The organism is Methanolapillus africanus (genome assembly GCF_032714475.1).
Classification (GTDB): domain Archaea; phylum Halobacteriota; class Methanosarcinia; order Methanosarcinales; family Methanosarcinaceae; genus Methanolapillus; species Methanolapillus africanus.
This window is the reverse complement of the sequence record NZ_JAWDKD010000018.1, coordinates 285,290-309,568: the sequence shown is the minus strand read 5'-3', so window position 1 is coordinate 309,568 and position 24,279 is coordinate 285,290. Positions and strand designations below refer to the sequence as shown.

The following is a 24,279-nucleotide window of genomic DNA, read 5'->3' as shown; positions in this document are numbered from 1 at the left end:
GTTTACTGTTACTGTTTTGTATTGTGTTTTTTCTCACTGAGGTTTTTCTATGATGCTTCTCACGTCTTCCCGAAAACCGTCTCAAAAAACGAAAATTTTGTGCAAGAAGCTGGCTCTTTTTTTCGACGCGGCGTACATGAACCGCGGTAAGATGGGTTTTTCGGACGTCTTGGAAAACGGTGCAGGCGGCGTTCTTTTGGTCGTCGGCGAGTTTCACGGCAATCCCGGCAGCCTGTCTTTTTATGACGAATCCGGTCAGCCGTTCCTCTCGGTTTATATTTCGGAAAGCTATCCGGAAAAGATTCCTCAAGACGACATCCGATTCGGACGCCACGTTTTTTGCGGAACGGACAACGCGGTTTTTCAAAAACTGAATGAATATTTACTGGGCGGCGCCGGCGATATCGTTTCGGAAGTTTCCCTGTCGGAATCCAAAAAGAATCCGATCAAAAAAGAACAAGCTGCAAAAGTGCTGACCGCCAAAGAAAAGAATGAAACGTTTGTCCGCAAACTTGAGATTTACAACGACCGCATGGACTTCTCGTCCGACGAACGCATTTTCATGCGCCTTTATGTGAAAAGTGTGAAAACCGGCGACGTCGGTGTTTGCGATGACGCGGGTGACGATGAATGAAAGCCGAGGCCGAATTTTTCTTTGAATCGGACGATTTGAATTTGATTTCGGAGATTTATCAAAGCCTTCTTCCCGAAGCCGGCGATCCGATCTCGGACAGATCCGTCATTACGCTCAAATTGGACGAAAACCGCCTGGTTTTGAACATTCAAAGCGACGACGTGATTTCCCTGCGTTCTGCCTTAAACACCTGGCTTCGTTTGATTCAGACGGCTTTTGACGTGTCGGTTTCATCAAGTTGATTTTCGATTGATTTTCTTTTTATTTTCAAATTTATTCTTTCAGTTTTAATTTTAATTTCTCTGATTTTTTTGACTCAGTTGACTTTGGTTTTATTGATTTTGATTCTTGCGGTTTTACCTCTTTTGGTTTTTTGCTTTTCCCTTCATTTATTGTCAAGTTGTAGCTCAAATCAATCAAATCGCAGACTTTTTCGGGCGGAATCGGGCTGTCAAGCAAAACCGTAATCCAATGCTCTTTGTTCATGTGGTAAGCCGGTAAAATTCCGGCGTCGCCTTTCAGAATCCCGATCAATATCGGGTCGCATTTCAAATTGATCGCGTCCACGACGGTTTTTCCCTCAAGTCCCAGCTTGTCTTTTGAAACGTCAACGATCGCGGCAAACCATTTGCGGTTGCCGGCATGCCGTAAAATCGCGTAATTCGGCGTCCGCATCCACGGATAATCGGGTTCAACGCCGTATTTTTCTTTCACATGGACGAAGATTTCTTCTCGGGTGATCATAACGACTCTCTTTTATGAATTTTCAATATTTTATTATTCCAATATCAATGAAATGATTCACATCATTCATAAGTTTTTTCAATATTTTATTGACAAATCCTTAACTTTTTATTTTTGATTTTGATTGTTTCTTTTTTTGGCGGGCAGCGGGCGCGCGTGACAGCATACATTTTTTTGAGTTCAAAATTAGGGGACGGTTTTTGTATATGCTGAAACCGTTTCACAAAATCGCGTTGCATCTCGTTTTATTCTTTAATTTTCCGAATTTGTTTAAATCTTAATTTATAATTCTATTCAAATATTTTAAAAAAACTTTTAAATATTTATTCATGCTTATTTATAATTAATGTTAGTTATATATTTGGTTCGCAATTTATATTTTTCAAAATAAATATTTATTCAATATATTTTGTATCTTATACATTCCCCTTCCGTCTCCCTCTCAATTATGATTCGGGCTTCTGTCCGAATTATGGCCGGCCTTCATGGTTTCGTTTGATGCCGGTTTCTTGCGCCGGGTTGCACCGGACAAATCCATCGTGTAAAATCGTCAAAAAAGTCAGATATGTGAAAAACCAAAAACGGAAAAAACCAAAAACAAAGCCAGTTCAAAAACCAAAACGAAAAAACAAAAACGGATGCCATAAATGTAAAACCTCAAAAACGGACAGGCCGGCGATTCCCCTCTCTCCGGCCTATTTTATTTATATTTGTGGTGGCTGTTGCTCATCTTTTTATTTTTGATTTTGATTGTATTTGATTTTCTTTTTTCCGTTCTTTTCTTTTTTCCTTTCTGCTTTCCTTTCTTTTTTCTGATTTGTTTTTATCTTTTTTTGTTTATATCAGAAATTAAAATCAAAAACGGATATATACTTTAAAATGGTTGAATGTCCTTATCTTTAATTTTCATTATTCTATTAAAATAATCATTGGGAAGCTCATTATGAAAACAGATCGTTATGTTATTACGGTAATTGGTGTGGACACGGTTGGTATCGTCGCCGGCGTCACAAAAGTGATGTCGGACTTCGGCGTCAACATCGTCGACATCCGGCAAACGTTGATGGAAGACATTTTTACGATGCTGATGATCGGCGAAGTCAAAAATGAAAACTTTGTTCTCTCGGATTTTCAGCGGGAAATGAAGGAGACGGGCGACCGGTTTAAAGTGGAAATCCGCGTGCAGCATGAAGACGTTTTCCGGTTCATGCACCGCATCTGAGTCCGGAGGCTTTTTATGTACATTACCTCGGAAGAAATTATGGAAACCATCGACATGGTCCGGATGGAAAACTTAGACATCCGCACGATCACGATGGGCATCAGTCTGCGCGACTGCGCGCATCCGGATGTGGATGTTTTTAATCAAAACATTTATGAAAAAATCATGTCCCGCGCCGAAAATTTGGTGAAAACGGTTGTCGATGTGGAGAATTTGTACGGGATTCCGATCATCAACAAAAGAATCTCGGTGACGCCGATTTCGATCGTCGCCGAATCCTGTAAAAATACGGACGTTGCTGATTACGTTGAGATCGCGAAGACGCTCGACAAAGCGGCGAAGGAAATCGGTATTGATTTTATCGGCGGTTTCGGCGCTTTGGTTCAAAAAGGCATGACGAACGGCGATCAACGGTTGATTGCATCGATTCCGGAAGCGCTTGCGGTGACCGATAAAGTTTGTTCGTCCATTAATTTGGCCAGCACCAAGGCCGGCATCAATATGGACGCGGTCGCTCTCATGGGAAAAGTGATTAAAGAGGCGGCAGAAAAAACGGCTCACCGGGACGGCATCGGTTGCGCGAAGCTGGTGGTTTTTGCCAACGCTCCTGACGACAATCCGTTTATGGCCGGCGCTTTTCACGGCATCGGCGAAGCGGAATGCGTCATCAATGCCGGCGTGAGCGGTCCCGGCGTCGTGAATTCCGCGCTTCGTCGGCTCAAAGATCCGACGTTTGGCGACATTGCCGAGGAAATCAAGAAAACGGCGTTTAAGATCACGCGCATGGGCGAAATGGCCGCGCGGGAAGTTTCACGCCGTCTTGATGTGGAATTCGGCGTCGTCGATATTTCTTTGGCGCCGACGCCGGCTGTCGGGGACAGCGTGGCTGAAATTTTGGAAGCGATGGGACTTGAGCGCTGCGGCACGCACGGCACAACGGCGGCGCTGGCCCTTTTGAATGACGCGGTGAAAAAAGGCGGCGCGATGGCTTCGTCTTCGGTCGGCGGCCTTTCCGGCGCTTTTATTCCGGTCAGCGAAGACGCGGGTATGATCGAAGCGGTCAACTGCGGCGCTTTGTCGCTTGAAAAATTGGAAGCGATGACTTGCGTTTGTTCGGTCGGTCTGGATATGATCGCGGTTCCCGGAAACACAACGGCTGCGACAATTTCGGCGATTATCGCTGATGAAATGGCGATCGGCATGATTAACAAAAAGACAACGGCCGTCCGGATTATTCCGGCGCCCGGCAAAGTTGTCGGCGATTCGGTGGAATTCGGCGGTCTTTTGGGACGCGCACCGGTGATGAAAGTTTCCCGGTTCAGTTCGGAAGAATTTATCAAACGGGGCGGCCGGATCCCGGCGCCGATTCAATCGCTGACGAATTAATGCGGCGATATGGCAGTGATATTGCAGCGATTCATTTCTTTCAGGACAATCGCCGCAATATTATAATAACAAACGAAAGGCGCTGATGGGCAGCCGATAAAAATATCTTTGCGTATTTATCAAAAAAAGTCAATAAAAAAGCGGCTGTTTTCAAAAACGCATCCAAAAAATGTCTTTCAGTTTTAAGAAATAAACCAAAAATAAAGAATTAAAAATAAAAAAGCAAAGAGTCAACGCCTAAATCCGTTTTCGGATTTGAGGCGCTCTTTTTTTAAAAAAATGAGAATGAATGAATTTAAGAGATTTTCTTCAATTCTTCAATGTTTCTCAAGATAATTCTGCTTTCTTCGATGATGTTTTCTTCGATTTTTTCGATGATTCTGTCCATCGGAACAACAAGCTTATAATACTTCACAGGTCTTCCTTTGCCGTTGTCTCTTTTTTCTTCGCGGATGTCGATCCAGTCGTTGCTTTTTAAGTAACGCATGGCGATGCTGACTTCGGGTTGTCTGAGTCCGGAGGTCATTTCAATGGAGTGGGAGGTCAATTCCCGGCCGTCGGACAAACACGCGAGTGTTTTCGCGACAGGTCTGCTGATATCCAATTTTCTCAATAACTCTACCATTTCAGAATCTTTTGTGTATTCGTTCATCATTTATAGTTCCCTCTTTTAAGTGATTCAAACCTTCGTTTGACGTTGTTTTCGTTTTTTTATTGGTTTAGTTTTCGTTTTTATTATTCCAAACCTGATATTTATGATTTGTAATGATCAATCATATTTTTTTATGTTGTCTCAGGTTTGTTCTATAAATTATATAATAATAACCGTATGGTTACGCATACAATTATTTAATTGTTTTTATATCTTTCGTTTTTTTTAAAAACGGCAGATATTTTATGACATTTGAAGCCAATCAAATCAACAAATCATTCATGATTAATGATGATTATTTCTGCTGCAAACCGCCGTTTCAGGCGTTGGTTCGGAAATATTTGTCATCTCTCGCGGAATGTTTTGCCGGCATGTTAAAATGCGGTACGTCGATTGAATTCGTTTTTTAGATCACGTAATATGTTTGCTCGAATATTCTTTTCATATAATGATTGAATATTCATTTATCAACATACTACTCTATTTTTTTATTTTATTTATATTTATTGCTTTATAGTTCTCTAATTTAATAAAAACTTTTATAATTTACGAAATTTTAAAAAAATGACGTTGAATTATTGTTTTTAACGAAAGAGATCGGGTGTGATGCAATCGGCAGCTGCTTTGAATTCCGTTCTTTAAAAATCGAGAACATTTTTCGAATATGTTGTCTGCCTCTATTGTTTTTCACAAGAAGACTCAAATATAGTATTCATTTTATTTAAATATTTTTATTTTGAATCTTTAAACTGTTTTTTCTGTTTTATGGCATTGCTTATTTTTATATTGAGATTTTTATTCTCATATTTATTATTATTCTAATTTATTATATATATTTTCCCCAATATATCTGATATACGTATCGTATTATCTCTTTATTGTTGCCCCGGGTGATGTCGATTATGCCGGTTTGCGTTAATTTAAGCTCAGAAACGATCGATGTAAATCTGAATTTTAAACAGAAGCTGCTGAGAATTGACACTTTATCGCGGACGCCGGCGGTACGAATGAAACATAAAGAATGAAACATAAAGTATGAAACTTAAAATTAGAAATCAAAAGTGAATCCGGATATTTGATTCAGAATAAGCCTTACGGACTCAGAATTGGAACGCCGTTTAAAAATCGAAAACCTAAAGTAGGCAGATTATTATTTCAAAAAGGGTGTGGTGGGCCCGCTGCGATTCGAACGCAGGGCCTTACGGTTATCAGCCGTACGCTCCACCAGGCTAAGCTACGGGCCCAAATTGATGAGACCAAAAACAAAGAAAAACAAATTAAATGAAATTTAATCTTTATTTAATTTCAATTTTAGAGCGAAAAATCGAAATGTGCTTTGTGATTTGGTTATTGCTGTCGTGTGACAACATTCCTCTAAATACCTATTTTGATATTTAAAGGTTTTGCCATTTTCAGTCTTTTCAACTTTTGAAATCTTAAAACACGGCTCATCGTATCGACAAATATTTATACCAAATTTGCGTTAGTTCATATCCGACGCCATAGGTTCTCAGGAACCAAAGCGGCGAAGTTCTTTTATTTCTTTCATTAAAACATTTGGGCTGATAGATCAGCGGAAGATCGCTACCTTGGCATGGTAGAGGCCTCGGGTTCAATTCCCGATCAGTCCACTTTTTTCTTTTCATTTTTTTGTTTTGTTCATTCTTTTTGATATCTTTTTCTGATTTCTATTATTATTTTCCATTGCAGCGTTCTCTTTTCCCTGTCTTCTCTATCTCTTTCCCTGTCTTCTTTCTCTCCTTTTTCTCTATCTTCTTTCTCTGTTCCTTATTTGGCGGACACCGTGCGTGGTACGCCGCATTGTATTGATTTATTCAAAATGCCGTCGGTTTTATTTGTTTTACAGGTATTTTCTTTATTTTTTTATTTTTATTTTTTTATTTTTTTGTTAAACGATTAGTTTTGAAATATTAAAGAATAACAAAAAACTAATTATTTTAAACAATATTATCTTTGTAAATGTATATAATCCGATTTCGTTTTTGAGCGAATTCTTTATAATCTATTTCACCGGATTTTAAGCATATTATTTTATATGGTTTGAGTCTTCTATATGAATTGTTTAAATTAATATAATGATTCATTTTATAAAACTCATATTTATTTTCGAGGGACTTATATGAAAAAAAAGGTACTTGTTGTCGATGATGAAGACTTATTGCGTGAACTTTTGGTCCAGACAATTAAAAATTCGGGCTACACCGTTGAGCAAGCCAAAGACGGTGCGATTGCTCTTGAAATGTACAAAACATTCCATCCGGACATTGTCATCATGGACGTCATTATGCCCAACACCGACGGCATTGCCGCAACCATCAACATTTTAAAATATGATCCGGACGCAATTGTTATTGCGTTGACGTCATTCTCATCCGCCAAAGGCGACGAAATCCTCAAAGCCGGCGTTAAAGAAATCATCGGAAAACCGATCAAAAGCAACGATTTAGTGACCGTTATTAAGAAGTATTTGGATTAATTTTAATCCTTTTCTTTCTGTTTTTTTATTTTTTCTTTTGTTTTGCTTTTGTTTTTCTTTCTTCTCTTTTCTTATTTTTCCATTTTATTCAAACTTTATTTCATTTTTCCGGTCCGGTTGTTTAAAACCGGGCCGGAAAAATGGTGTGTTTTCAGGTTTGGTTTAATGGGTTGTTTTTATGGGTTTTATGGGTTTTCAATGGTTTAATTAATCGTTTTTGGCGTCGGAGACGGATTGTCCTTCGATGGTCATGTACATTCTGGCGCCGCAAACGTAGCCGAAGGTTAAAATGACCATCACAAGGATATCATAAACATACGGTCCGAGAACCGAGAGCGGTCCGAGGAACGAGAAAATCCAGACGAAAAGCGAGCTGCCGTCAATGAGCACCGCGATGAAAAGCGTCAAAAGGATAACAAATCCGAGCGCCTTTTTGTTTTTGAGCATGCTGACCGACTTCTTAAGCGCGTTCACAAACGACAGGTCGTCGACGATGGCTGCATAGTAAGCGTAGAAGAACGCAATCCAAAGGACGAGGAAGTAAATCACTGATAAAACCACGCCGGCGGAGAATGCCATGTAAGCGATGCCGAGTTTGGACAAAAAGGTTGCCAAATCCACAAGCAAGTAGCCGGTCAAAAGGTCAGTGAACGATCCGAGCTGGAGGTAGAGCGGGATGAAGAAAATCAGCGCGAGTAAGCCCAAAACGACGAACACAACGGAAAGTTCGAAGAATTTCAAAAATCCCTTTTTGCCGTAGGTAACCATGTCGGAAAAGCTTGTCTTTCCGGTGGCGACCGCTGTTTTGGCCATGCCGGTGAGGCCGGCGCCGAAGAACGAAGCTGTCAGTAAAAGAACGACGGCGTAAATGAAAAGCATAATCAGAGAGTAGTAAATATCGTTGGTAGATTGGAACAAGCTGCCGATATAGTTACTGAGGTAAATGCTCAAGATGGCGCCTTCAATAATGGTTAAAATAATGAAAACAATCAGCAAACAGATAAACGGCGCCAGCATGATCGGATTTTTAATAAAATGCCGCACCCCGTTTGCTAAAACATCAATGGAATCTTCTGCCATAAAATTTCTCCTATAGTTCTTGATGAATGACAAATGTAACGATAAAATCTATTATTATCGCATTACAAAATATATTTTTTTAAAAATATAAGTTGCAAGGCAATTGAAGTTATTATAAGTTGTTGAATATATATAAACTTTTATTTTTTATTACAATATATTTTTTACTTTTATAAATTAAATTTATTTCCAAAAATTAAAAATGAAAACATACTGTGAACAAAACGGTAAATAAAAATAAGAATAAAAATTAGAATAAAAATAAGGATAAAAATAAAAAGTAAAAATAAGAAAGAGAATCGTTAAAAATCGAATCTCAAGATCAATCCGAAATGCTGTATGCCGGTGGTGTTTTTATGGTTTCTGAATCTGAATCGTTAAAAAAAATGTATGTTGTTTCTCACTGTCTGTTGAATCCGGCGGCACGCGTCAAAGGCATTAAAAAACCGGTTCCGTTCGACTTTTATTTTGATTATTTTAACCGGGAGCCGACCGGCGGCCGCAATGACTATTTGCTTCAGCTTCCGTGTCCCGAATCAATTTATTTCGGAATCGGGCGCGGCAAAGTAACAAAAGATCAATTGGATTTTCCGAAGTACCGGCTTTTTTGCGCGGACTTATTCAAACCCTATGCCGCGCAGATTGAACAATTCGAACGGGACGGCTTTTCCATATTGATTTTAGGCGTTCCCAAAAGCCCGTCCTGCAGCGTTTTTACGACAACGGTCGGACTTCCTTCTCAAACCGATCCGGATCTTGACGGGACGCCTGCCCCCGGTCAAGGTGTTTTTATGGACGAAATTCAAAAAGAGCTGACGCGGCGAAACGTCCGGTTTGTTTTGGCGGAATAAATCCTATAAATCTTTTTCGATTTTGTTATTTTCGGACTTTTTATATGCCGGCACATCTTTTCCGTTTTTATGATTGAACTCGGCAAATCCCCCAACTCTGTTTCAGCTCTGAAAATCAAAGACATCTCGCCCGGCGAGCGCCCGCAGGAACGGCTTTTAAAATCCGGTTCGGATTCCTTGTCTAATGCGGAGCTTTTGGCTGTTATTCTTCGGACCGGTACCAAAAACCAAAACGTATTGGACTTGTGTCAAGGCATGCTGTCCGACAATTCGCTTAAAAAATTGAGCCGGATGTCGGTTTCGGAATTGAAAAAAATACACGGCATCGGCGAAACCAAAGCCTGTCAAATCATTGCGCTGTTTGAGTTGTCGCGCCGGCTGGAATCATTTACGGACGAGCCGAAGCGCCGCATCAAATCGCCGGAAGACATCTATCAATTCATTTATCCGAAAATACGGGAAGAAAAGCGGGAAAAATTCATTATCCTGTGCCTGGATTCCAAGAACCGCGTCATTCGGGAAGAAGTCGTTTCCATCGGCAGCCTCAACGCCAGCATCGTTCATCCGCGGGAAATCTTCCGGCCGGCGCTTTTGGAATCGGCGGCAGCCATTGTCTTGATTCATAACCACCCGTCCGGAGATCCGGCGCCCAGTCCGGAAGATCTCGACGTGACGGCCCGTCTCGCCGGCTGCGGCCGTTTGCTTGGGATTGATGTTTTGGACCACATCATTGTCGGAGACGGCTGTTTTATCAGTTTAAAGCAGGAGGGGCATATTTAATGAATATTTTCCGCCAAATGCGGACAAAAAGGACAATACTTTTTGGTTTTCAACAGAATCTCTGTCAAAACGTCCTTCAAATCAAAAATAAATGGAAATAAACTCAAAATAAATCGGAAATGTGTCCAAAAAAGGGTATTTTTACCGTATGGTTTATAACAAACCATTCCTTTTAGAAAGGAACACAGGTTTATAGAGGTTTTATCTTTTGAAAAATCAAAGCCATGAGAGTTCCGGCGGCGGCTCCCTCGTTTTAGAGGATCCGTACACGGTTCCTTATCAGGGAATTTACGCGATTTGCGACGGCAAAAACGACGTTGCCGAAATTATCGAACACGCCAACTGTTTCAGCGGCGCCTGCTGGTCTTATCATCATTACGCCAAATCGCCGGCGGTGAAAAACGTTCAAATCTACGGCGAATCTATTCGCTATACCGTTTCTGTCGGACGTTTTCCGTTTGAGCTGCAATCTTCTGTCGCGGCGGCCGGAATTGAATCCGTCGTCTGCAATGCGGATGGCGACGTCGAAATCACGTATGCCGGTCTCGGCGGCGGCGGTGTCGGCGCCACCAAATGCCGGGCGTTTGCCAACGGCGTTTCCCGCTATGAAATCACAGAGTCGGGCGGCGGCAAAACCGCCAAAGGAACCATTTACGTCCCGCGGCGCGAACGTGTGTTGATTGCAATCGACGACACGGATTCCTGCGACGTCGGCGCAACCTGGACGCTCACGCACAACATCGGCAAAGCGGTCAGCAACGACGACGCGGTTTTATTATCCCAGGCGTTGGTCCAACTTTATCCGGTTCCGGAAAAGACGCAAAACTGTATGTCGACCGTTTTGGAATTTGGATGCGTCAGCCAACAAGCCAAAGAAAAGTTAATCGCCGACGTCAAAGCGTTTCTTTTAAAATACAGCGTGAGTGAAAACACAGGCATGCTGGTTTATTCCGGCTTTTCGATTCCGAAAGGCTTGGCGGATTACAGCCAAAAGGGAAGAACATCCCGCGTCACGCGGGCCGAAGCGGAAAAAACCGCCGCGGAAAATGCGGTGGACGTTATTTTGGGCGGCAACGGCATGATCGGCGCGCTGGCGGCTTTCGCCTGGTTCGCCAATCCGGTTGAGTCGGTCAAACCCGGATTTTTGAATGAATAATTCTATTCCATTCTTTTTTTAATATGCGGGCGAATTCATTGAATTTCGTCCAAAAAAAGAAATCAACAAATCAAAGCAGATTTGTTGATCTTGGTTTTTTTCGTTTTTTGTTTTTTAAATTTGACGTTTCTTTTCTGACATCGTTTTAGTTCTTTTTAACAACCGTAGATACGGCCGAAACATTGTTGTTGACATTGGCCGGGTTTCCAGCATAAGATAATTTTGAAGCGCCGTCCAAGTTGATGCTTAATGTCTCGGAAGCATAGACGTCAATATTGGAAACACCGTTTGCCGTTACGGTCACATTGACGGCCTTCAAATCCTCTAAATCCACATTGGACGTGCCGTCCGCAAGAACGGTGACGTTTTGTGCTGTTCCCTCAACATCGATATTGTCAACGCCGACCACATTGAGTGTGAAGTTTGTGACCTTGATTTTTAAATCAACGTTGTTTGTTCCGTCAACTTTCACTGTTAAGTTTTCGGTTGTAATCGGCGCATCCGCTTCCACATCGTGAACGCCGGCAACGGCAATTTCATTGAGTTCTTTGTAATAAACGGTAATTTCCGTGTCTTGGTTGGACTTCACATATTTTTCAGCCGTGATTTCAAGGGTCTCATTAACGACTTTATATGTTATGTTTTGAATATTTTTTTGGCCGGCGTCAATGCTGATGCTTTGTGTATCTGAATTGATCAATTTCAGGTGTGAAACGCCGGTAATGTTTATTTTGTTAAAGTCTCCCAATTCTGATTCGTTGTGTGCTTTTGTGTCGTTCGCGTCATAATTGATGCAGCCGGCTGCGGTAAAAATCAATAACAGTGATAAAACAGTGGCTGTTAATATTTTCGTTTTCATTTTGATTCTCCGAATTGGTCAAATTGACCCTTCGGTTTGAAAATGACATTTTTATACAAAAATGTTGGTATGCTTTTTGCCGCTCTTTAAAATGTGCTGCCGTAACGCGCGCGCATGTGCCGCCAAATAATGAAAAAATGAATATGAAAAAAGAATAAATGAAAAAAAGAAAAAATAAAAAGATGAAAAAAAGAATAAAAAAAGAATAAATGAAAAAAAGAAAAAAGGAACAAAAAACAAGAGGAAGATTGAACAATTAATTTTTTGTCAAATTCAATTTACAACTTTTGAATTTTCGGACCGCACGTGCATTTTTCGGTTTTTCCGGTTTCGCAGTATTTTTTGAAATTTTCCATTTGATTTGTTCCCTTTTCCGTTATGGAAAATTCACAAAACATGAGGAATTTCGTGTACGTGTCCGGTGCAATCACGTGTTCCATTTTACAGGCGTCGTCTTCAGCAACCGTTTCGGAAACGCCGAGCGCGGTCAGGAATTCCTTGATGGTTCTGTATTTTTCTTTGGTTTCGTCCGCCGTTTCTTTTCCTTTTTGAGTCAGCGTCACGCCGCCGTATTTTTCGTAATTGATGTAGCCTTCGTCCGTCAGCTTTTTCAGCATGCCGGTGACGCTGGACGGGCCGACTTCCAAGGAACGTGAAATGTCTTTCACTTGGGCGTATCCTTTTTCGGAAATGATTTTGTCAATGGTTTTGAGATAATCTTCTTTTCGTTCCGACGTCATGATTGTTCTTCCTGTTGTTTCTGAATAATTTTCGTTGAATCGTCTGTTTTTTTGACGATTTCCTTATCTCTTGATTTTAAATTCTTTTTAATTCTATTCTTCCTTGCGGAAGGCTGAAGAATTGATAAAAACGAAAAAATTTAATCGAACTGAACTTATTTCATCTCTCTTTTTAAATTATATAAATTTATGTGATACAATATTTTTAACACATGAATCGGTTGAAAAAGAAACGCACCGGTTCCAAAGAAAAATATTCAAAATTCGGTGTCGGGTTAAAAGGATCTAATTTGCATGAACTTATCCTTTAAAAATCTATCCATGTCGTCCTTGTTTCTGTCGAAGGGGTCTCTTTTGAACAGTTATTACTTTTACGATTCTTCGTAATACTTATATAAAATAAAGAGCTTTGATGGTAGTTACACGATCGTTTTACACGCATTTTCAAATCGGCGTCCTCATTGGCGCCTGTTTTAATGCTTATTTGCTTATTTCACTTCTGTTTTTGAATCAAAAAAGGTCAAAATATGGACAAAAAAGAAACATTGCTTTTGGTGGGACACGGCAGCAAATTACCGTATTCCAAGCAGCTGCTGATTGATGTGGCCGACAAAGTCAAAGCCTCCGGCAAATTCCAACATGTTGAAATCGGCCTCATGGAATTTAATGAGCCGACCATCCCGCAATCCTTGAAAAAAATCATTGCCGACGGAACCAAAAAAATTGTCGTTGTTCCGGTTTTCCTCGCCCCGGGAACCCACACCGAAAAAGATATTCCGCGTATGCTCGGCATTTTGAAAGACACGGCCGACCACGACCACCAATACTGCCACGACCACGGCATTGCGCATGACCACGCCGATCACGGACACGATCACAAAGAAGGCGGATGCGCTCATAAAAAAGAATGTGGCGGTCACAAAGAACACGGACATGGCCACGGTCATGGACATGGTCACGGTCACCACCACGACTTTGAAAAAGTGGATATTCCAAGCGACGTCGAGATCGTTTACAAAAGACCGATCGGCGCTGACGACCGGATTGCTGAAATCGTTATGGAACGCGCCTTGAAAAATTAATTTTTTAATTAATTTTTCTTCTTTTATTTTATTTCTTCTCTGTTTTCATCATTTCTTTTTCAATTTTGTTTCGTTTCTTTTATTTCGTTTCTTTATTTGTTTCTTTTATTTCGTTTTATTTCGTTTCGTTTCATTTCTTTTTATTTTTGTTTTATTTCTGTTCCGTTTTCTCTCTCGTTCTTCTTTTTTATGATTTCATGCCTCTTTCATATGTATATTTCTAAATGAAGATTCATGATAATTTAATAAAATTTCTAAAATATTTATTGTTAACTCATATTTTCTCATTCTATTTTTTAAAAGTTAACATATTTTAAAAAATAATTCGCTTCTTTCTTCTTTTTTTGAACAAAATATTTTTGGAAGATAAAGTTAGTTGGATCGTATAGATTTATTCTATGTAATTTATTTTCATGACAGACTTTCGCAACCTTTATATATGTCCAAAATAACGTCCTCACTAAGCAGGTCGGTTTAAACCTGTTGTTTAATCAAGGAGGTTCGTTAAATGAAAGTTAAAGGATTTGCGATGTTAGGTATCGGAAAGCTTGGTTGGATCGAAAAGGAAAAGCCGGAAGTCGGTCCGTATGACGCGTTGGTCAAACCGCTCGTTTTGGCGCCCTGTACATCTGACATTCACACCGTTTTCGAAGGCGCCATCGGCGACCGCCACAACTTAATTCTCGGCCACGAAGCCGCCGGAGAAATCATTGAAGTCGGCAGCGAAGTCAAATACTTCAAAGTCGGCGACCGCGTTGTCATCCCGGCCATTACGCCTGACTGGCGCTCCCTTGAAGCCCAAGACGGATATGCCCAGCACTCCAACGGTATGTTGTCCGGCTGGAAATTCTCCAACATCAAAGACGGTGTTTTCTCGGAAGCCATCCACATCAACGACGCTGACATGAACTTGGCCATGATGCCCAAAGGAATGTCGCTTGAGCAAGCCGTTATGTTGTCCGACATGGCCCCGACGGGCATTCAGGGTGCAGAACTCGCCAACATCAAAACCGGCGCCACCGTTGCGGTGATCGGTATCGGTCCGGTCGGACTCATGTCCGTCGCCGGTTCAGCCATCCACGGCGCAGGCCGTCTCTTTGCCGTCGGCAACCGCAAAGTGTGTACGGACTTGGCCCAAGAATACGGCGCCACCGACATTATCGACTACAAGAAAGGCGACATCGTCGAACAAATTTTAAAAGCCACCAACGGACGCGGCGTTGACGCCACCGTTATTGCCGGCGGCGACTCCAATGCGATTTCGGAAGCCGTCAGAATCACCAAACCCGGCGGAACCATCTCCAACGTCAACTACTTCGGCAGCGGCGAAACACTCCCGATTCCGAGATTGGAATGGGGCAACGGTATGTCCCACAAAGACATCCGCGGCGGACTTGTGGCTGGCGGACGCTTGAAAATGGAACGCATGGTCGACCTTTGTACCTACAAAAGAATCGCCCCGGAAAAGATGGCCACGCACGTTTTCGATGGCTTTGAAAGCATTGAAAAGGCGCTCTTGTTGATGAAAGACAAACCGAAGGACTTAATTAAACCGGTCGTTATTTGCAACGACTTGTAATTCTAAAAATGAACATAATTAATAGCAGCAACATTAATAAACTGTTCAAATCAACAAGTAAAAACAGAAAAACCGACTAATAACCGTTTCATCCCTCACGGGACCGGAAAGCCGGAATACCGGCTTTCCAAAAAACAAAAACATTCCCTCTTTTTTTATGTTCCTTCTTTTTTCGGTTTTTTATTTTTCATTTCTTTTATTTTTCATTTCTTTTATTTTTAATCGGCAGAAGCCATTCGTTTTTAGTTTTGATTTTGACCGGTTGAATTCATCTCATCTGTTTCCTGTTTGACGTCATCCGATACGTTTTTAATTTCTTCCGATATGTTTTTGCTCTCTTCCGTTTTTACTTTTGCGTCATCCGTTTTTACTTTTATATCGCCCGATTTAATTTTTCGGTCATCTTGCTTTGCTTGTTTTTCGATGTCCGGCGGGTTGACCGGAATCACCTCAATTGCGATTTTGCTGATCTTCTTACATTCGGCGATTTCTTTGCGCGGTTCCCACCAATCGAAAAGGAAATATTCCGTCGGATCCCAAAGCGCCACCCAGCCGATCACGACCAAGCCTTGTCCCAGAATTTGGTAATAACTTTCCGGCGACGTCTGCGTTGTTAATTTGTAAGAAATCGTCAAACAAAGGCCGAGGAAAATAATTCCGAAAATCGCGCTGTAGGTGACGCGTTTTGTTTTTTTGTGCGCTTGCCGGTCCAGCGATTTGGCTTTTCGTTCAAAATGGCGGTGAATCGAGTCTTTCAGAATCGTTTCTTTCTTTTCCGTCAGTTTCTTTGTTTGAACATAAATGACCAGCATCGCCTCTTTTTTGAGCGGAATCTCATCCAGAGCGGACAAAAGGTATTGTTCGGCGTTGGCGTCCAATTCTTTGTCATAAAAAGGCGACGGGTCCATGTGGTTGTAAACCTGTTCCACGGAGCTGAGTTCGATTTCAATCACTTCAATATCCGGATTTTCACGCGCCCGTTTTATTTTTTCAAGGCGGGACTGAATGACCAAATCTTCAATCGGGTCCGTTTTCATTTTGTTGTAACGCTCTTCCATGTGTATGCGCCTGATTGTTTTTATTTTATTTCCGTTTGTTTCATTTATTTCTATTTTCAGACAAATAATTTTTGGTAAAGTCATTTTAATTTATAAATATGTATCTATAAAAATCGGGGGAGACTTTTAGCTTAAATGTGAAAATATCGGTCGGGTTTCGCACACCATGAAAATTGCCGCCGTAACGCGCGCGACGGCACAGCGCACAAATGCAACGGTTGCAGCAATCAGTTACTGTTCCGAATGTTATCCCGCAAGTTCAGACCTCTGAACGCCGAAGGCGTGAAGAGGGCGGAACTTGGCGGATTGCTACTAAAATAAGATGAAATTGGCAAACAGTTAACGTACTGTATTTTTATTATATTGTGTTGCACCTACAGATGACTGTTTTTAGATTTCAGGATGCATCTGCTGTTCTAACAATACAGTTTTTTCCTAATCCGTTTTGCACCAACTGTTTCCAACAATACACACATTTCTTGATCCGATTTGTACCTTATTATTTACAACTAAAATCGTATCTGTTTAGCGGTATCCGTAAAATACAAACGCTATCGCGTTTGATTTTACGGGCTGGTTTTCATGAAGTCTTTAAAAACCGACCTATCGTTTTTAAAAACACAAAACAAAAAAGTGCCGCCATAACGCGCGCGCCGCCACCCGCCAAAAAAGAAAACAAAAAAAGAAATCCGAAATGAAAACAAAAGGCGAGGCGCGACCTTAGTCGCTGACCTCTAAAATATTCATAATCAGAGCTTCCAGTTCATCCCGGTTAACGCTTCTCTGCTCGTTTTCAGTGATGACTTTGACTTGATCGAACAGAACGTTGAAATCGTCTTCATCCAGCGTGTATCCCATGCTTTTGATGATTCCCGCCAACGCTTTTGTTCCTGTGTGCTTTCCGACAATTAAATTGCGCTGCCCGCCCACCATTTCCGGCAGGAATAATTCATACGTCCGCGGATTTTCAAGGATGGCGGCGACGTGAATGCCGGATTCGTGAGAGAACGCGTTTTCGCCGACGACGGCTTTGTTGATGGCCGGTTCAATCTTTGAATAACAGGCGACTTCTTTGGATAAATCGACCAGGCTTTTGAGGTTGTACCGCTCAATGCCGTACTGAACGCGCAGTCCGACCAAAACCTCTTCCAGCGCCGCGTTGCCGGCCCGTTCGCCGATGCCGTTGACGGTGGTGTGAAGCTGGTAAGCGCCCGCTTCGGCTGCAGCCAGCGTGTTGGCGACCGCCATGCCCAAGTCGTCGTGGCAGTGGATACAGATTTTTGTGTCGACCGCTTTGTAAATCTCGTTGGTCAGATACTTGGCGGTGGACGGATTCAAAATGCCGATCGTGTCGGCGATGCTCACATAATCGACTTTGCGCTCTTCCGCTTGTTTAAACGCGCCGACCAAACGGTCGATCGGTGTTCGGGTGGCGTCTTCCGCCGCAAAACGAACGCCAAGGCCATGGTCTTTGGCGTATTCGATGGCGTCCATTGCCACCGTCAGCATTTCATCGAGTTCCTTGTGGTATTTGTATTTCAAATGAAGGTCGGACATCGCTAAAAAGACGCTGACGATGTCCACATCGCAATCCAGAGCGATTTCCACATCTTTTTTTGTGGACCGGCAGAGGCAACAAATTTTCGCGTCCAAATCCATTTGAGAGATGCTTTTCACAATATCTTTTTCGGACTCCGACACCACCGGAAAACCGGCTTCGATCACTTCAATCCCGATCTCATCCAAGTGCCGGGCGATGGACATTTTTTGTTCCTTCGAAAAAGCAACGCCCGGTGTTTGTTCGCCGTCGCGCAGCGTCACATCGCAAATCTCGATCTTGATGTCTCTTTTTTTGACAAAATCCATCAGCTTGTTGCGGCAATATTCGGGATATTGTTCGTCATTTTCCATTTTTAAAATTCAGTCCTTTTGTTTTTGTTGTATTTTTTTAATTTGAATAATTGAATCGTTTGAATAATTGTCATTATTATCTGTATATGATAGAATTACATTTATGAGAAATACCGTCTATTTATGCCTTTCTGAAAAATATCTGAAAAAAGTTGCAACTCATGCATTTTAAGTTATAATATTTTCCGAAAATATGTCTGAAACGACGAACAAAAATAAAAAATAAGATGAAGTGAATTCTTCATGATTTGTATTTTTTAAATTTTGTGCATCCATTTTTTTTAATAAATTTTTTCATTATAAGTGAAAATTAACAATTTTTTATTTGTTCAGATTTATTTAATTGAACAAATAAGTGATATATCTCATTAATGTATAAAAATTGTTTTAATGAGTTCACTTCACTCTCTTTTTCATAAACATGTCCGTGGGCAATTTTGTGACGAGATTTATTTGATGCTTCCTCTGGGTTAGAATGATCGAATTTTTCTATAAATCCTTTCGTAATTTGTTCAATCACATCAATATAAATTTCATATTTGTTAACTGAAATGTTTTCTACTTCTATTAGTTTTTTTATATCATCAATTGCGAGAATCATTTTATATTTTGCAGCTTGCAGTTCTATTCTTACAAAATCTGTAATTACCCCTTCTGTATGTATAGTTAATAAAGTTACAGAAGAGTTAAAGTATTTTCTTGAATGATTAACAAGGGCTTCATGGAATATGTTTTCTCGACAACGAAAATATGATAAATCTTTCCACCCTCTTACCATATTTTTTAAAATTTCACATCTGTCCTTTCGGAAATATTCAACAATCATTTTGTTCACTTCATCAATATTTAATTCATTTCTTTTTTCATGAATTTCATTGACAAGTTCATTTGGTAATTCGTCTGAATAAAACCAACCAAAATTTAATAATGTTTTTCGCTGTTCACTCCATTCTTTATGGAAAAACAAAGGCAAATAAGTGAATATTGGATACTGTATTGTTCTTTCCATTTGTACAATGTAATTTTGGAAAAGTTGGTTTACACTTTCATTTATAAGGTGGATGTTTTCCATCATTTTATGTAATGGTGAATATCCATTTTCTTCAAAAAATGGATGCAGCATCTTTATATTTTGGGTTTGAAATTGGTGGGTATTTATCAACGCAGGATGAGCCTTTAAAAAATCAAAAGTTGAGTTGTTTTCAATTGCAACATTAAATCCTAACAAATAATCACGTGGGGTTGACACTAATCTTGTTACGTTGTTAAGCCATTCCATGTATGGTTTGTTCAATGATTCATATGTTTTTATCATTTCGACCAATGGGTTCTTAATCCCTTCTGTCGCTCTTTTCAAGACTTCCTCATTCGCTTTATAAAACCGTTCATATGAATTTTCTATATATTCTTTGTCATATTCCATTTTTATTTCTTCGTCGTGTTCAAGGATGCGGTTAAGGATGTAAGATAAGTTTTCATCAGTGGTGTTTACAAAATCATCTTCAGTGAGAATGATCTCATTGAAATATTTTGTTTGTTCATACATATGGAAAACAGCTTTGGAAAACGAAGAACGATAATTTTCTCCCCGTCTGTGGCACTCAAAAAGTACTTCCACGGAACTTATACCAAAAACCGGTCTTATTTGGATATCAATTTCTGATATTTTCACCTTTATTAATGGGACATTATTCATAAATGCTGATAAGTCTGATTTATTTAGTTCTTCTGTCATTTTTTATTCCATCTTGACAACAACCGAATCCGCCGCTTTCTTTGCTTTTCTCTTGGCGTCGCCAATCGTTTTTCCTTTGGCGAGCGCAACGCCCAAACGCCGCTCGTTTTTAATTTCCGGCTTTCCAAAAAGACGAATCTGCGTGTCTTTTTCCAAAAGCGCTTTTTCCAAATTCGAATAGGTGATCCGGTCGGAATTTCCTTCCCGCAAAATCACATGAGAAGCCGCCGGTCCATTGTTTGGGACCACATTTTTCTTTGGACTTTCTTTCCTTTTTCCCCTCGTTTTTCTCTTTCCCTTTGCCGGTTTCGTTTCCGTTCCGAGCGGAATCGGAAGCCCCAAAAAAGCGCGCGTGTGAAGCGCGAATTCGGACAAATCCTGGGAAATCATCGTCACCATGCCGGTATCATGCGGGCGCGGCGACACTTCGCTGAAATAAACGTCGTCGCCTTTGATGAAAAACTCGACGCCGAAAATCCCGAAACCGCCAAGGCTCTTCGTGACTTTTTCCGCCATCTTCTGCGCTTTTTGAAGCGCTTTTTCACTCATTTTCTGCGGCTGCCAAGACGACCGGTAGTCGCCTCTGACTTGTTTGTGACCGACTGGTTCGCAAAAGAGCGTACCGTTGACGCACCGGACTGTCAGCAATGTGATTTCAAAATCAAAATCGATAAATTGTTCCACAATCACCTTTCCGCTGCCGCCGCGCGCTTCCGTCTGAGATTTTTCCCACGCGGGCGTCACGTCTTCCGGCTGCCAAATCACGCTTTGTCCTTTGCCGGACGAACTCATAATCGGCTTCATGACGCACGGAAAACCCAAGGTATTCGCCGCTTTTGCCACGTCTTCTTCCGATTCGGCGAAAATGTAGCGCGACGTTTTCAAACCGAGTTCTTCGGCCGCCAGCCGGCGGATCCCTTCCCGGTTCATGGTCAGGCGGACCGCCCGCGCTGAAGGGACGATTTTAAATCCTTCCTTCTCAAGTGATTCCAAAACGTCGGTGGCAATCGCTTCGATTTCCGGGACCACGAAGTCCGGCTTTTCCGTTTCAATCACTTTTCGGAGCTCTTCCCCGTTTGTCATCGGCAAAACATACGCGCGGTGCGCCACTTGCATGGCCGGCGCGTTTGCGTACCGGTCCAAGGCGATCACTTCAACGCCGAGGCGTTGAAGTTCGATCGCAACTTCCTTTCCAAGTTCGCCTGAGCCGCATAAAACCACTTTTGTCGCATTGGGGGAAAGAGGGGTTCCGATTGTTGTCAAAATAATTTCTCCGTGGATTGGTTTTGAATCTTTTTATTTCGCTTTTTAGTTGATTTTGTTTTGTTTTTAGTTTGATTCTTTTTGTTTTTTTATTTATGTTCTTCCCTTTTCATACGGCTTTAAGCCGCCTGTTGCTTTTCAGCTAATTCCGGCCGTTCCAATGCTTTTTCCGTGAGACGCATCGTTTCTTTGTATTCGGCTTCGAAATCTTCTTTTTCGGATTTGGCCAAAAATTTCGGAACCGGAATGAAATTACTGATGATGGATGCGGCTGCCAGCGGAATAATGTATCCGATCGGAAAGATGATGATGAATAAAATCACGACGGCTGCCGGCTTTCTCAGAATGACGGTTGTCAGTGAAACGGACACGATCGCCGCGCAAAAGATGGGGTCAATCGGGAATACGGACGCGATCACGTATCCGAGAACAATTCCGGAAAAAATCACCGGGAAAATTTGTCCGCCGCGCCAGCCGGTCATGATACAGAACCGGGTGATGAATAATTTGCCGATCACGGTCAGCAACAGCACCGCTGTCGTCAGCATCGTCCAATTCATCGCCATTTCGCCGATTTGCTTTTCTCCGGAAAACATGGTGTACGGCAAAAGAATACCGATGGCGCCAAGCGCGATACCGCCGACGACGGCCAGAAGAATCTTGTATTTTAAAACGGGTTTGATCGCTTTTTTAATGAGATAGCCGAATGTGAAATAGAGCCAAGCGCCCAAAACACCGACGACGGCCAGCGGTAACAGCGCCAAAATTTCATTGATACCGATGCCGGCGTAATCATATCTGTAAAATCCGCCGGTCGGGAACCAAGAGGTCAGCAGGAAATATGTTCCAAAGCCGGCAATGGCGGCCAGGATATAAATGTACATTTTGGATTGTTTCGGAATCACAAAGTCTTCGTCTTTGTCGAGGATTTTTTCAAAATCGTCTTCAAATTCGGCTTTTTTTCGGAAGTCGTCATCCGATTCCACATAGCCGCTTTTCTCTTCTGCCTTTGTTTCCGCTTTAAATTTTTTCTCTTCTACTTCTTTGGCGAAAAGAATGTTCGCTTCTTCCTCTTCTTCAACTGTTTTCGCAACGCCGAAGAACGGAGAACCGAATAAAGCGCCCAAAGTCGCCGCCATACCGATTTCGGATAACGCTTGAACGGATTTGGCGGACGCTTTGACGTGGTCGCCGATCCACGTACACAAACTGCCCAAAATGGCGACCAAGGCCGCTTCCGGACCAATGCTGCCGCCGAAAATCAATGGGATAAAAGCACATAAAACGACGGACGGCAGATTTTTGTATTCGACGCGTTTGTTCTTTTGGGCTTCCATGAGCGCGACCGATAATGTGGGCGGCTGGTTGCCGTACATTTTCTTCGTCAGGCCGACAAAAACGCCGCCGATGGCACAGATCACAATCGGCAAATAAACGAAATTAACTTGACCCGGAAGGTAAACCCAGAAGAAATCAATGCCGTAATTCATTAATTTTAAAAAAATAAAAGTGACAACGCCGACAAACGCACCCAAAATGAGCGCGTAAATCGCAAAAACCAAACCATTTTGTATCTTCATTTTCATTTCCAATCCTCAAACAATCAACAGTATTGTAACAATTATGACATATCCATTGTCAAATGAAATCAAATATAAAATCAAATATAATATACTGAAATATATCAATTCATAATAAAATAAAAACTAAAATGAAAATATTAATAAAATTCAAATTTAATTTTACGGTAAAAATGAGTTGTTTTTATAAGTGCTTTTCGATTATATTCTTTGAATTTTATTAAATTTTAATTATTGATTTAAATTCGAACCGTCAGCTGTTTTAAATTTATTTGGATTCGATGGACGCGTTGATGGCGATTTCCGCGATGTTCATACTGTAGTCGCCGATCCGGCCGATACTGTCCATGACGACCCGGAGCGCCAAAACATTTTCAAACGAAAGTTTTGTGTTGTTATTAAATTTCTCCAGTGTAAATTTCGCAATCAATGTATTGATTTCTTTTTGGCTGTCAATCGCTTGGTTGGCCAGTTTCGCGTTGGAGCTATAAAGGGCGTCCATGGCTTTTTCGGACGTCTGCTTGGCCAGCCGGCTGATTTTTTCGATTTCATCCATCGTTTCAGGATCGATCTTCGGTTTCATGGACAAAACAACGCGCGCGATTTTTTGGGAGTGGTCGGCAATTCTTTCAATCGGCGTCGCTGCCATCCGAAAGTCGTGGTATTCTTCAACAGAAGCCTCATTGGTGTCCAAAAAGCTGGTGCCGCACAGGATGGATTTGAATTGTTTGGAAATCACAAGGTAAAGGCGGTCGACTTCGTCGTCCCGCTCGTCGACGTCGGTCGCCAAATCTAAATCGCAGTTTTTGAGCGCGATGACCGCGTCGCAAAACATGGAATTGGAAATGAGATACATTCTCTGAATGGCTTTTTTGATGGATAGGTCGTTCGGGTTCAACAGATCTTGAACCAAGACGCTGTTTGAGTTTTCTTCAATGATTTCGGGACCGATCAATTTGTAACAAATCGTCCGGAGAATCTTTTTTTGTTCCGCCATAATTTTGGGGGACACGAATTCGATGATATCGTAGCCGGCCAAATAAGCCGCAATCACGTCGCGCTCCAGCGCCTGTCCGGTGATATTGGTGATGTCGATTGTTTTTTTCCGAAGCGGTTTTGAATCGATGGTCGGACAAATCAATAATTTTCCGTCCGGCTGCGGCTGAACGCCGACCCGAATGCCGGGCGCGATGCCGACTTTATCGGCCCACTGTTTCGGAAGAGAAATAATATATGTCGATCCGCCTGTTTGCTGCACTTTTCTGGTTTCCATTTTTATCCCCAATCGGAAATGTGTTGAAAGTAAATTGAATAAATTGAATAAATTGAATTTGTCAGTTTAATTGTAAATTTTGTTGAATTTGTGAAATTCTAATCAAATATAGAAAATATAGAAGTCATTTTTTGATGATTCAAAAATATAGGAAATGAGTAAAACGATTGATTCTATATATATTTTGATAATCTATA

Annotated in this window: 21 protein-coding genes and 2 tRNA genes; 11 read left to right on the top strand and 12 right to left on the bottom strand. The window is 41.4% G+C overall.

Translation table 11 applies throughout. The features are described 5' to 3' along the window. Nucleotides 1-49 precede the first annotated feature (49 nt). Nucleotides 50-634, top strand: a complete 585-nt coding sequence (locus MsAg5_RS05980) for a Brix domain-containing protein (RefSeq protein ID WP_338099710.1) — start codon at nucleotides 50-52, stop codon at nucleotides 632-634. Next, the gene (locus MsAg5_RS05975) at nucleotides 631-876 is read left to right on the top strand and encodes a KEOPS complex subunit Pcc1 (RefSeq protein WP_338099709.1); all 246 of its coding nucleotides are present in this window, start codon (nucleotides 631-633) and stop codon (nucleotides 874-876) included. The genes MsAg5_RS05980 and MsAg5_RS05975 overlap by 4 nt, the downstream gene beginning before the upstream one ends. Nucleotides 877-907: 31 nt before the next feature. Here MsAg5_RS05975 and MsAg5_RS05970 read toward each other — a convergent pair whose 3' ends face one another. After that, nucleotides 908-1,378: an MmcQ/YjbR family DNA-binding protein gene (locus tag MsAg5_RS05970; RefSeq protein WP_338099708.1), complete on the bottom strand. Its 471-nt coding sequence runs from the start codon at nucleotides 1,376-1,378 to the stop codon at nucleotides 908-910. 943 nt (nucleotides 1,379-2,321) lie between these two features. Here MsAg5_RS05970 and MsAg5_RS05965 point away from each other — a divergent pair. Both MsAg5_RS05965 and MsAg5_RS05960 read left to right on the top strand, forming a co-directional pair. Beyond that, entirely contained in the window at nucleotides 2,322-2,600 is a 279-nt protein-coding gene (locus MsAg5_RS05965) for an ACT domain-containing protein (protein WP_338099707.1), read from the top strand. A 15-nt stretch (nucleotides 2,601-2,615) separates the two neighbouring features. Continuing rightward, a complete protein-coding gene (locus MsAg5_RS05960; RefSeq protein ID WP_338099706.1) occupies nucleotides 2,616-3,986 on the top strand; it encodes a PFL family protein in 1,371 nt (456 codons plus the stop codon). 295 nt (nucleotides 3,987-4,281) lie between these two features. On the opposite strand, the gene MsAg5_RS05955 is transcribed toward MsAg5_RS05960, so the two are convergent. Next, a complete protein-coding gene (locus MsAg5_RS05955; RefSeq protein WP_420846997.1) occupies nucleotides 4,282-4,641 on the bottom strand; it encodes an MreA family transcriptional regulator in 360 nt (119 codons plus the stop codon). A 1,164-nt stretch (nucleotides 4,642-5,805) separates the two neighbouring features. Beyond that, nucleotides 5,806-5,882, bottom strand: a tRNA-Ile gene (locus MsAg5_RS05950). Nucleotides 5,883-6,197: 315 nt separating this feature from the next. Between MsAg5_RS05950 and MsAg5_RS05945 the strand changes: the two genes are divergently transcribed. Both MsAg5_RS05945 and MsAg5_RS05940 read left to right on the top strand, forming a co-directional pair. Continuing rightward, a tRNA-Ala gene (locus tag MsAg5_RS05945) sits at nucleotides 6,198-6,269 on the top strand. Between the two features lie 509 nt (nucleotides 6,270-6,778). Then, nucleotides 6,779-7,135, top strand: a complete 357-nt coding sequence (locus MsAg5_RS05940; RefSeq protein WP_338099705.1) for a response regulator — start codon at nucleotides 6,779-6,781, stop codon at nucleotides 7,133-7,135. A gap of 207 nt (nucleotides 7,136-7,342) precedes the next feature. On the opposite strand, the gene MsAg5_RS05935 is transcribed toward MsAg5_RS05940, so the two are convergent. Then, nucleotides 7,343-8,215, bottom strand: a complete 873-nt coding sequence (locus MsAg5_RS05935; RefSeq protein ID WP_338099704.1) for a DUF7847 domain-containing protein — start codon at nucleotides 8,213-8,215, stop codon at nucleotides 7,343-7,345. 356 nt (nucleotides 8,216-8,571) lie between these two features. Here MsAg5_RS05935 and MsAg5_RS05930 point away from each other — a divergent pair, with 356 nt between their 5' ends. From MsAg5_RS05930 to mmp11, 3 genes are all read left to right on the top strand, one after another. Further along, nucleotides 8,572-9,066 (top strand): hypothetical protein, encoded by a 495-nt coding sequence (locus MsAg5_RS05930; protein ID WP_338099703.1) that lies wholly within the window; start codon nucleotides 8,572-8,574, stop codon nucleotides 9,064-9,066. Nucleotides 9,067-9,135: 69 nt separating this feature from the next. Continuing rightward, the gene (gene radC, locus MsAg5_RS05925; protein ID WP_338099702.1) at nucleotides 9,136-9,846 is read left to right on the top strand and encodes a RadC family protein; all 711 of its coding nucleotides are present in this window, start codon (nucleotides 9,136-9,138) and stop codon (nucleotides 9,844-9,846) included. Between the two features lie 208 nt (nucleotides 9,847-10,054). Further along, nucleotides 10,055-11,002, top strand: a complete 948-nt coding sequence (gene mmp11, locus MsAg5_RS05920; RefSeq protein WP_338099701.1) for a methanogenesis marker protein 11 — start codon at nucleotides 10,055-10,057, stop codon at nucleotides 11,000-11,002. A 145-nt stretch (nucleotides 11,003-11,147) separates the two neighbouring features. Here mmp11 and MsAg5_RS05915 read toward each other — a convergent pair whose 3' ends face one another. Both MsAg5_RS05915 and MsAg5_RS05910 read right to left on the bottom strand, forming a co-directional pair. Then, complete coding sequence (locus MsAg5_RS05915) at nucleotides 11,148-11,861, bottom strand: head GIN domain-containing protein (RefSeq protein WP_338099700.1); 714 nt, start codon at nucleotides 11,859-11,861, stop codon at nucleotides 11,148-11,150. A 278-nt stretch (nucleotides 11,862-12,139) separates the two neighbouring features. Beyond that, on the bottom strand, nucleotides 12,140-12,601 hold the full coding sequence (locus MsAg5_RS05910; protein WP_338099699.1) for a metal-dependent transcriptional regulator: 462 nt from the start codon (nucleotides 12,599-12,601) through the stop codon (nucleotides 12,140-12,142). Between the two features lie 527 nt (nucleotides 12,602-13,128). On the opposite strand from MsAg5_RS05910, the gene cfbA reads away from it, so the two are divergent. Together cfbA and MsAg5_RS05900 are read left to right on the top strand one after the other, a co-directional pair. Continuing rightward, a complete protein-coding gene (cfbA, locus tag MsAg5_RS05905) occupies nucleotides 13,129-13,683 on the top strand; it encodes a sirohydrochlorin nickelochelatase (protein WP_338099698.1) in 555 nt (184 codons plus the stop codon). Nucleotides 13,684-14,191: 508 nt separating this feature from the next. Continuing rightward, on the top strand, nucleotides 14,192-15,262 hold the full coding sequence (locus MsAg5_RS05900) for an NAD(P)-dependent alcohol dehydrogenase (RefSeq protein ID WP_338099697.1): 1,071 nt from the start codon (nucleotides 14,192-14,194) through the stop codon (nucleotides 15,260-15,262). 242 nt (nucleotides 15,263-15,504) lie between these two features. Here the strand turns inward: MsAg5_RS05900 and MsAg5_RS05895 are convergent, their stop codons facing one another. From MsAg5_RS05895 to MsAg5_RS05870, 6 genes are all read right to left on the bottom strand, one after another. Continuing rightward, nucleotides 15,505-16,320: a hypothetical protein gene (locus tag MsAg5_RS05895; protein ID WP_338099696.1), complete on the bottom strand. Its 816-nt coding sequence runs from the start codon at nucleotides 16,318-16,320 to the stop codon at nucleotides 15,505-15,507. A gap of 720 nt (nucleotides 16,321-17,040) precedes the next feature. Next, on the bottom strand, nucleotides 17,041-18,231 hold the full coding sequence (locus MsAg5_RS05890) for a homocitrate synthase family protein (RefSeq protein WP_338099695.1): 1,191 nt from the start codon (nucleotides 18,229-18,231) through the stop codon (nucleotides 17,041-17,043). A gap of 310 nt (nucleotides 18,232-18,541) precedes the next feature. Next, complete coding sequence (locus MsAg5_RS05885) at nucleotides 18,542-19,966, bottom strand: hypothetical protein (protein WP_338099694.1); 1,425 nt, start codon at nucleotides 19,964-19,966, stop codon at nucleotides 18,542-18,544. Nucleotides 19,967-19,969: 3 nt separating this feature from the next. Then, nucleotides 19,970-21,229 carry a formate-dependent phosphoribosylglycinamide formyltransferase gene (gene purT / locus MsAg5_RS05880; RefSeq protein WP_338099693.1) on the bottom strand — a complete coding sequence of 420 codons (1,260 nt, stop codon included), beginning with the start codon at nucleotides 21,227-21,229 and terminating at the stop codon, nucleotides 19,970-19,972. Between the two features lie 119 nt (nucleotides 21,230-21,348). Beyond that, nucleotides 21,349-22,815 (bottom strand): chloride channel protein, encoded by a 1,467-nt coding sequence (locus tag MsAg5_RS05875; protein WP_338099692.1) that lies wholly within the window; start codon nucleotides 22,813-22,815, stop codon nucleotides 21,349-21,351. 262 nt (nucleotides 22,816-23,077) lie between these two features. Continuing rightward, a complete protein-coding gene (locus MsAg5_RS05870) occupies nucleotides 23,078-24,082 on the bottom strand; it encodes a PhoU domain-containing protein (RefSeq protein WP_338099691.1) in 1,005 nt (334 codons plus the stop codon). Between the last annotated feature and the right edge of the window lie 197 nt (nucleotides 24,083-24,279).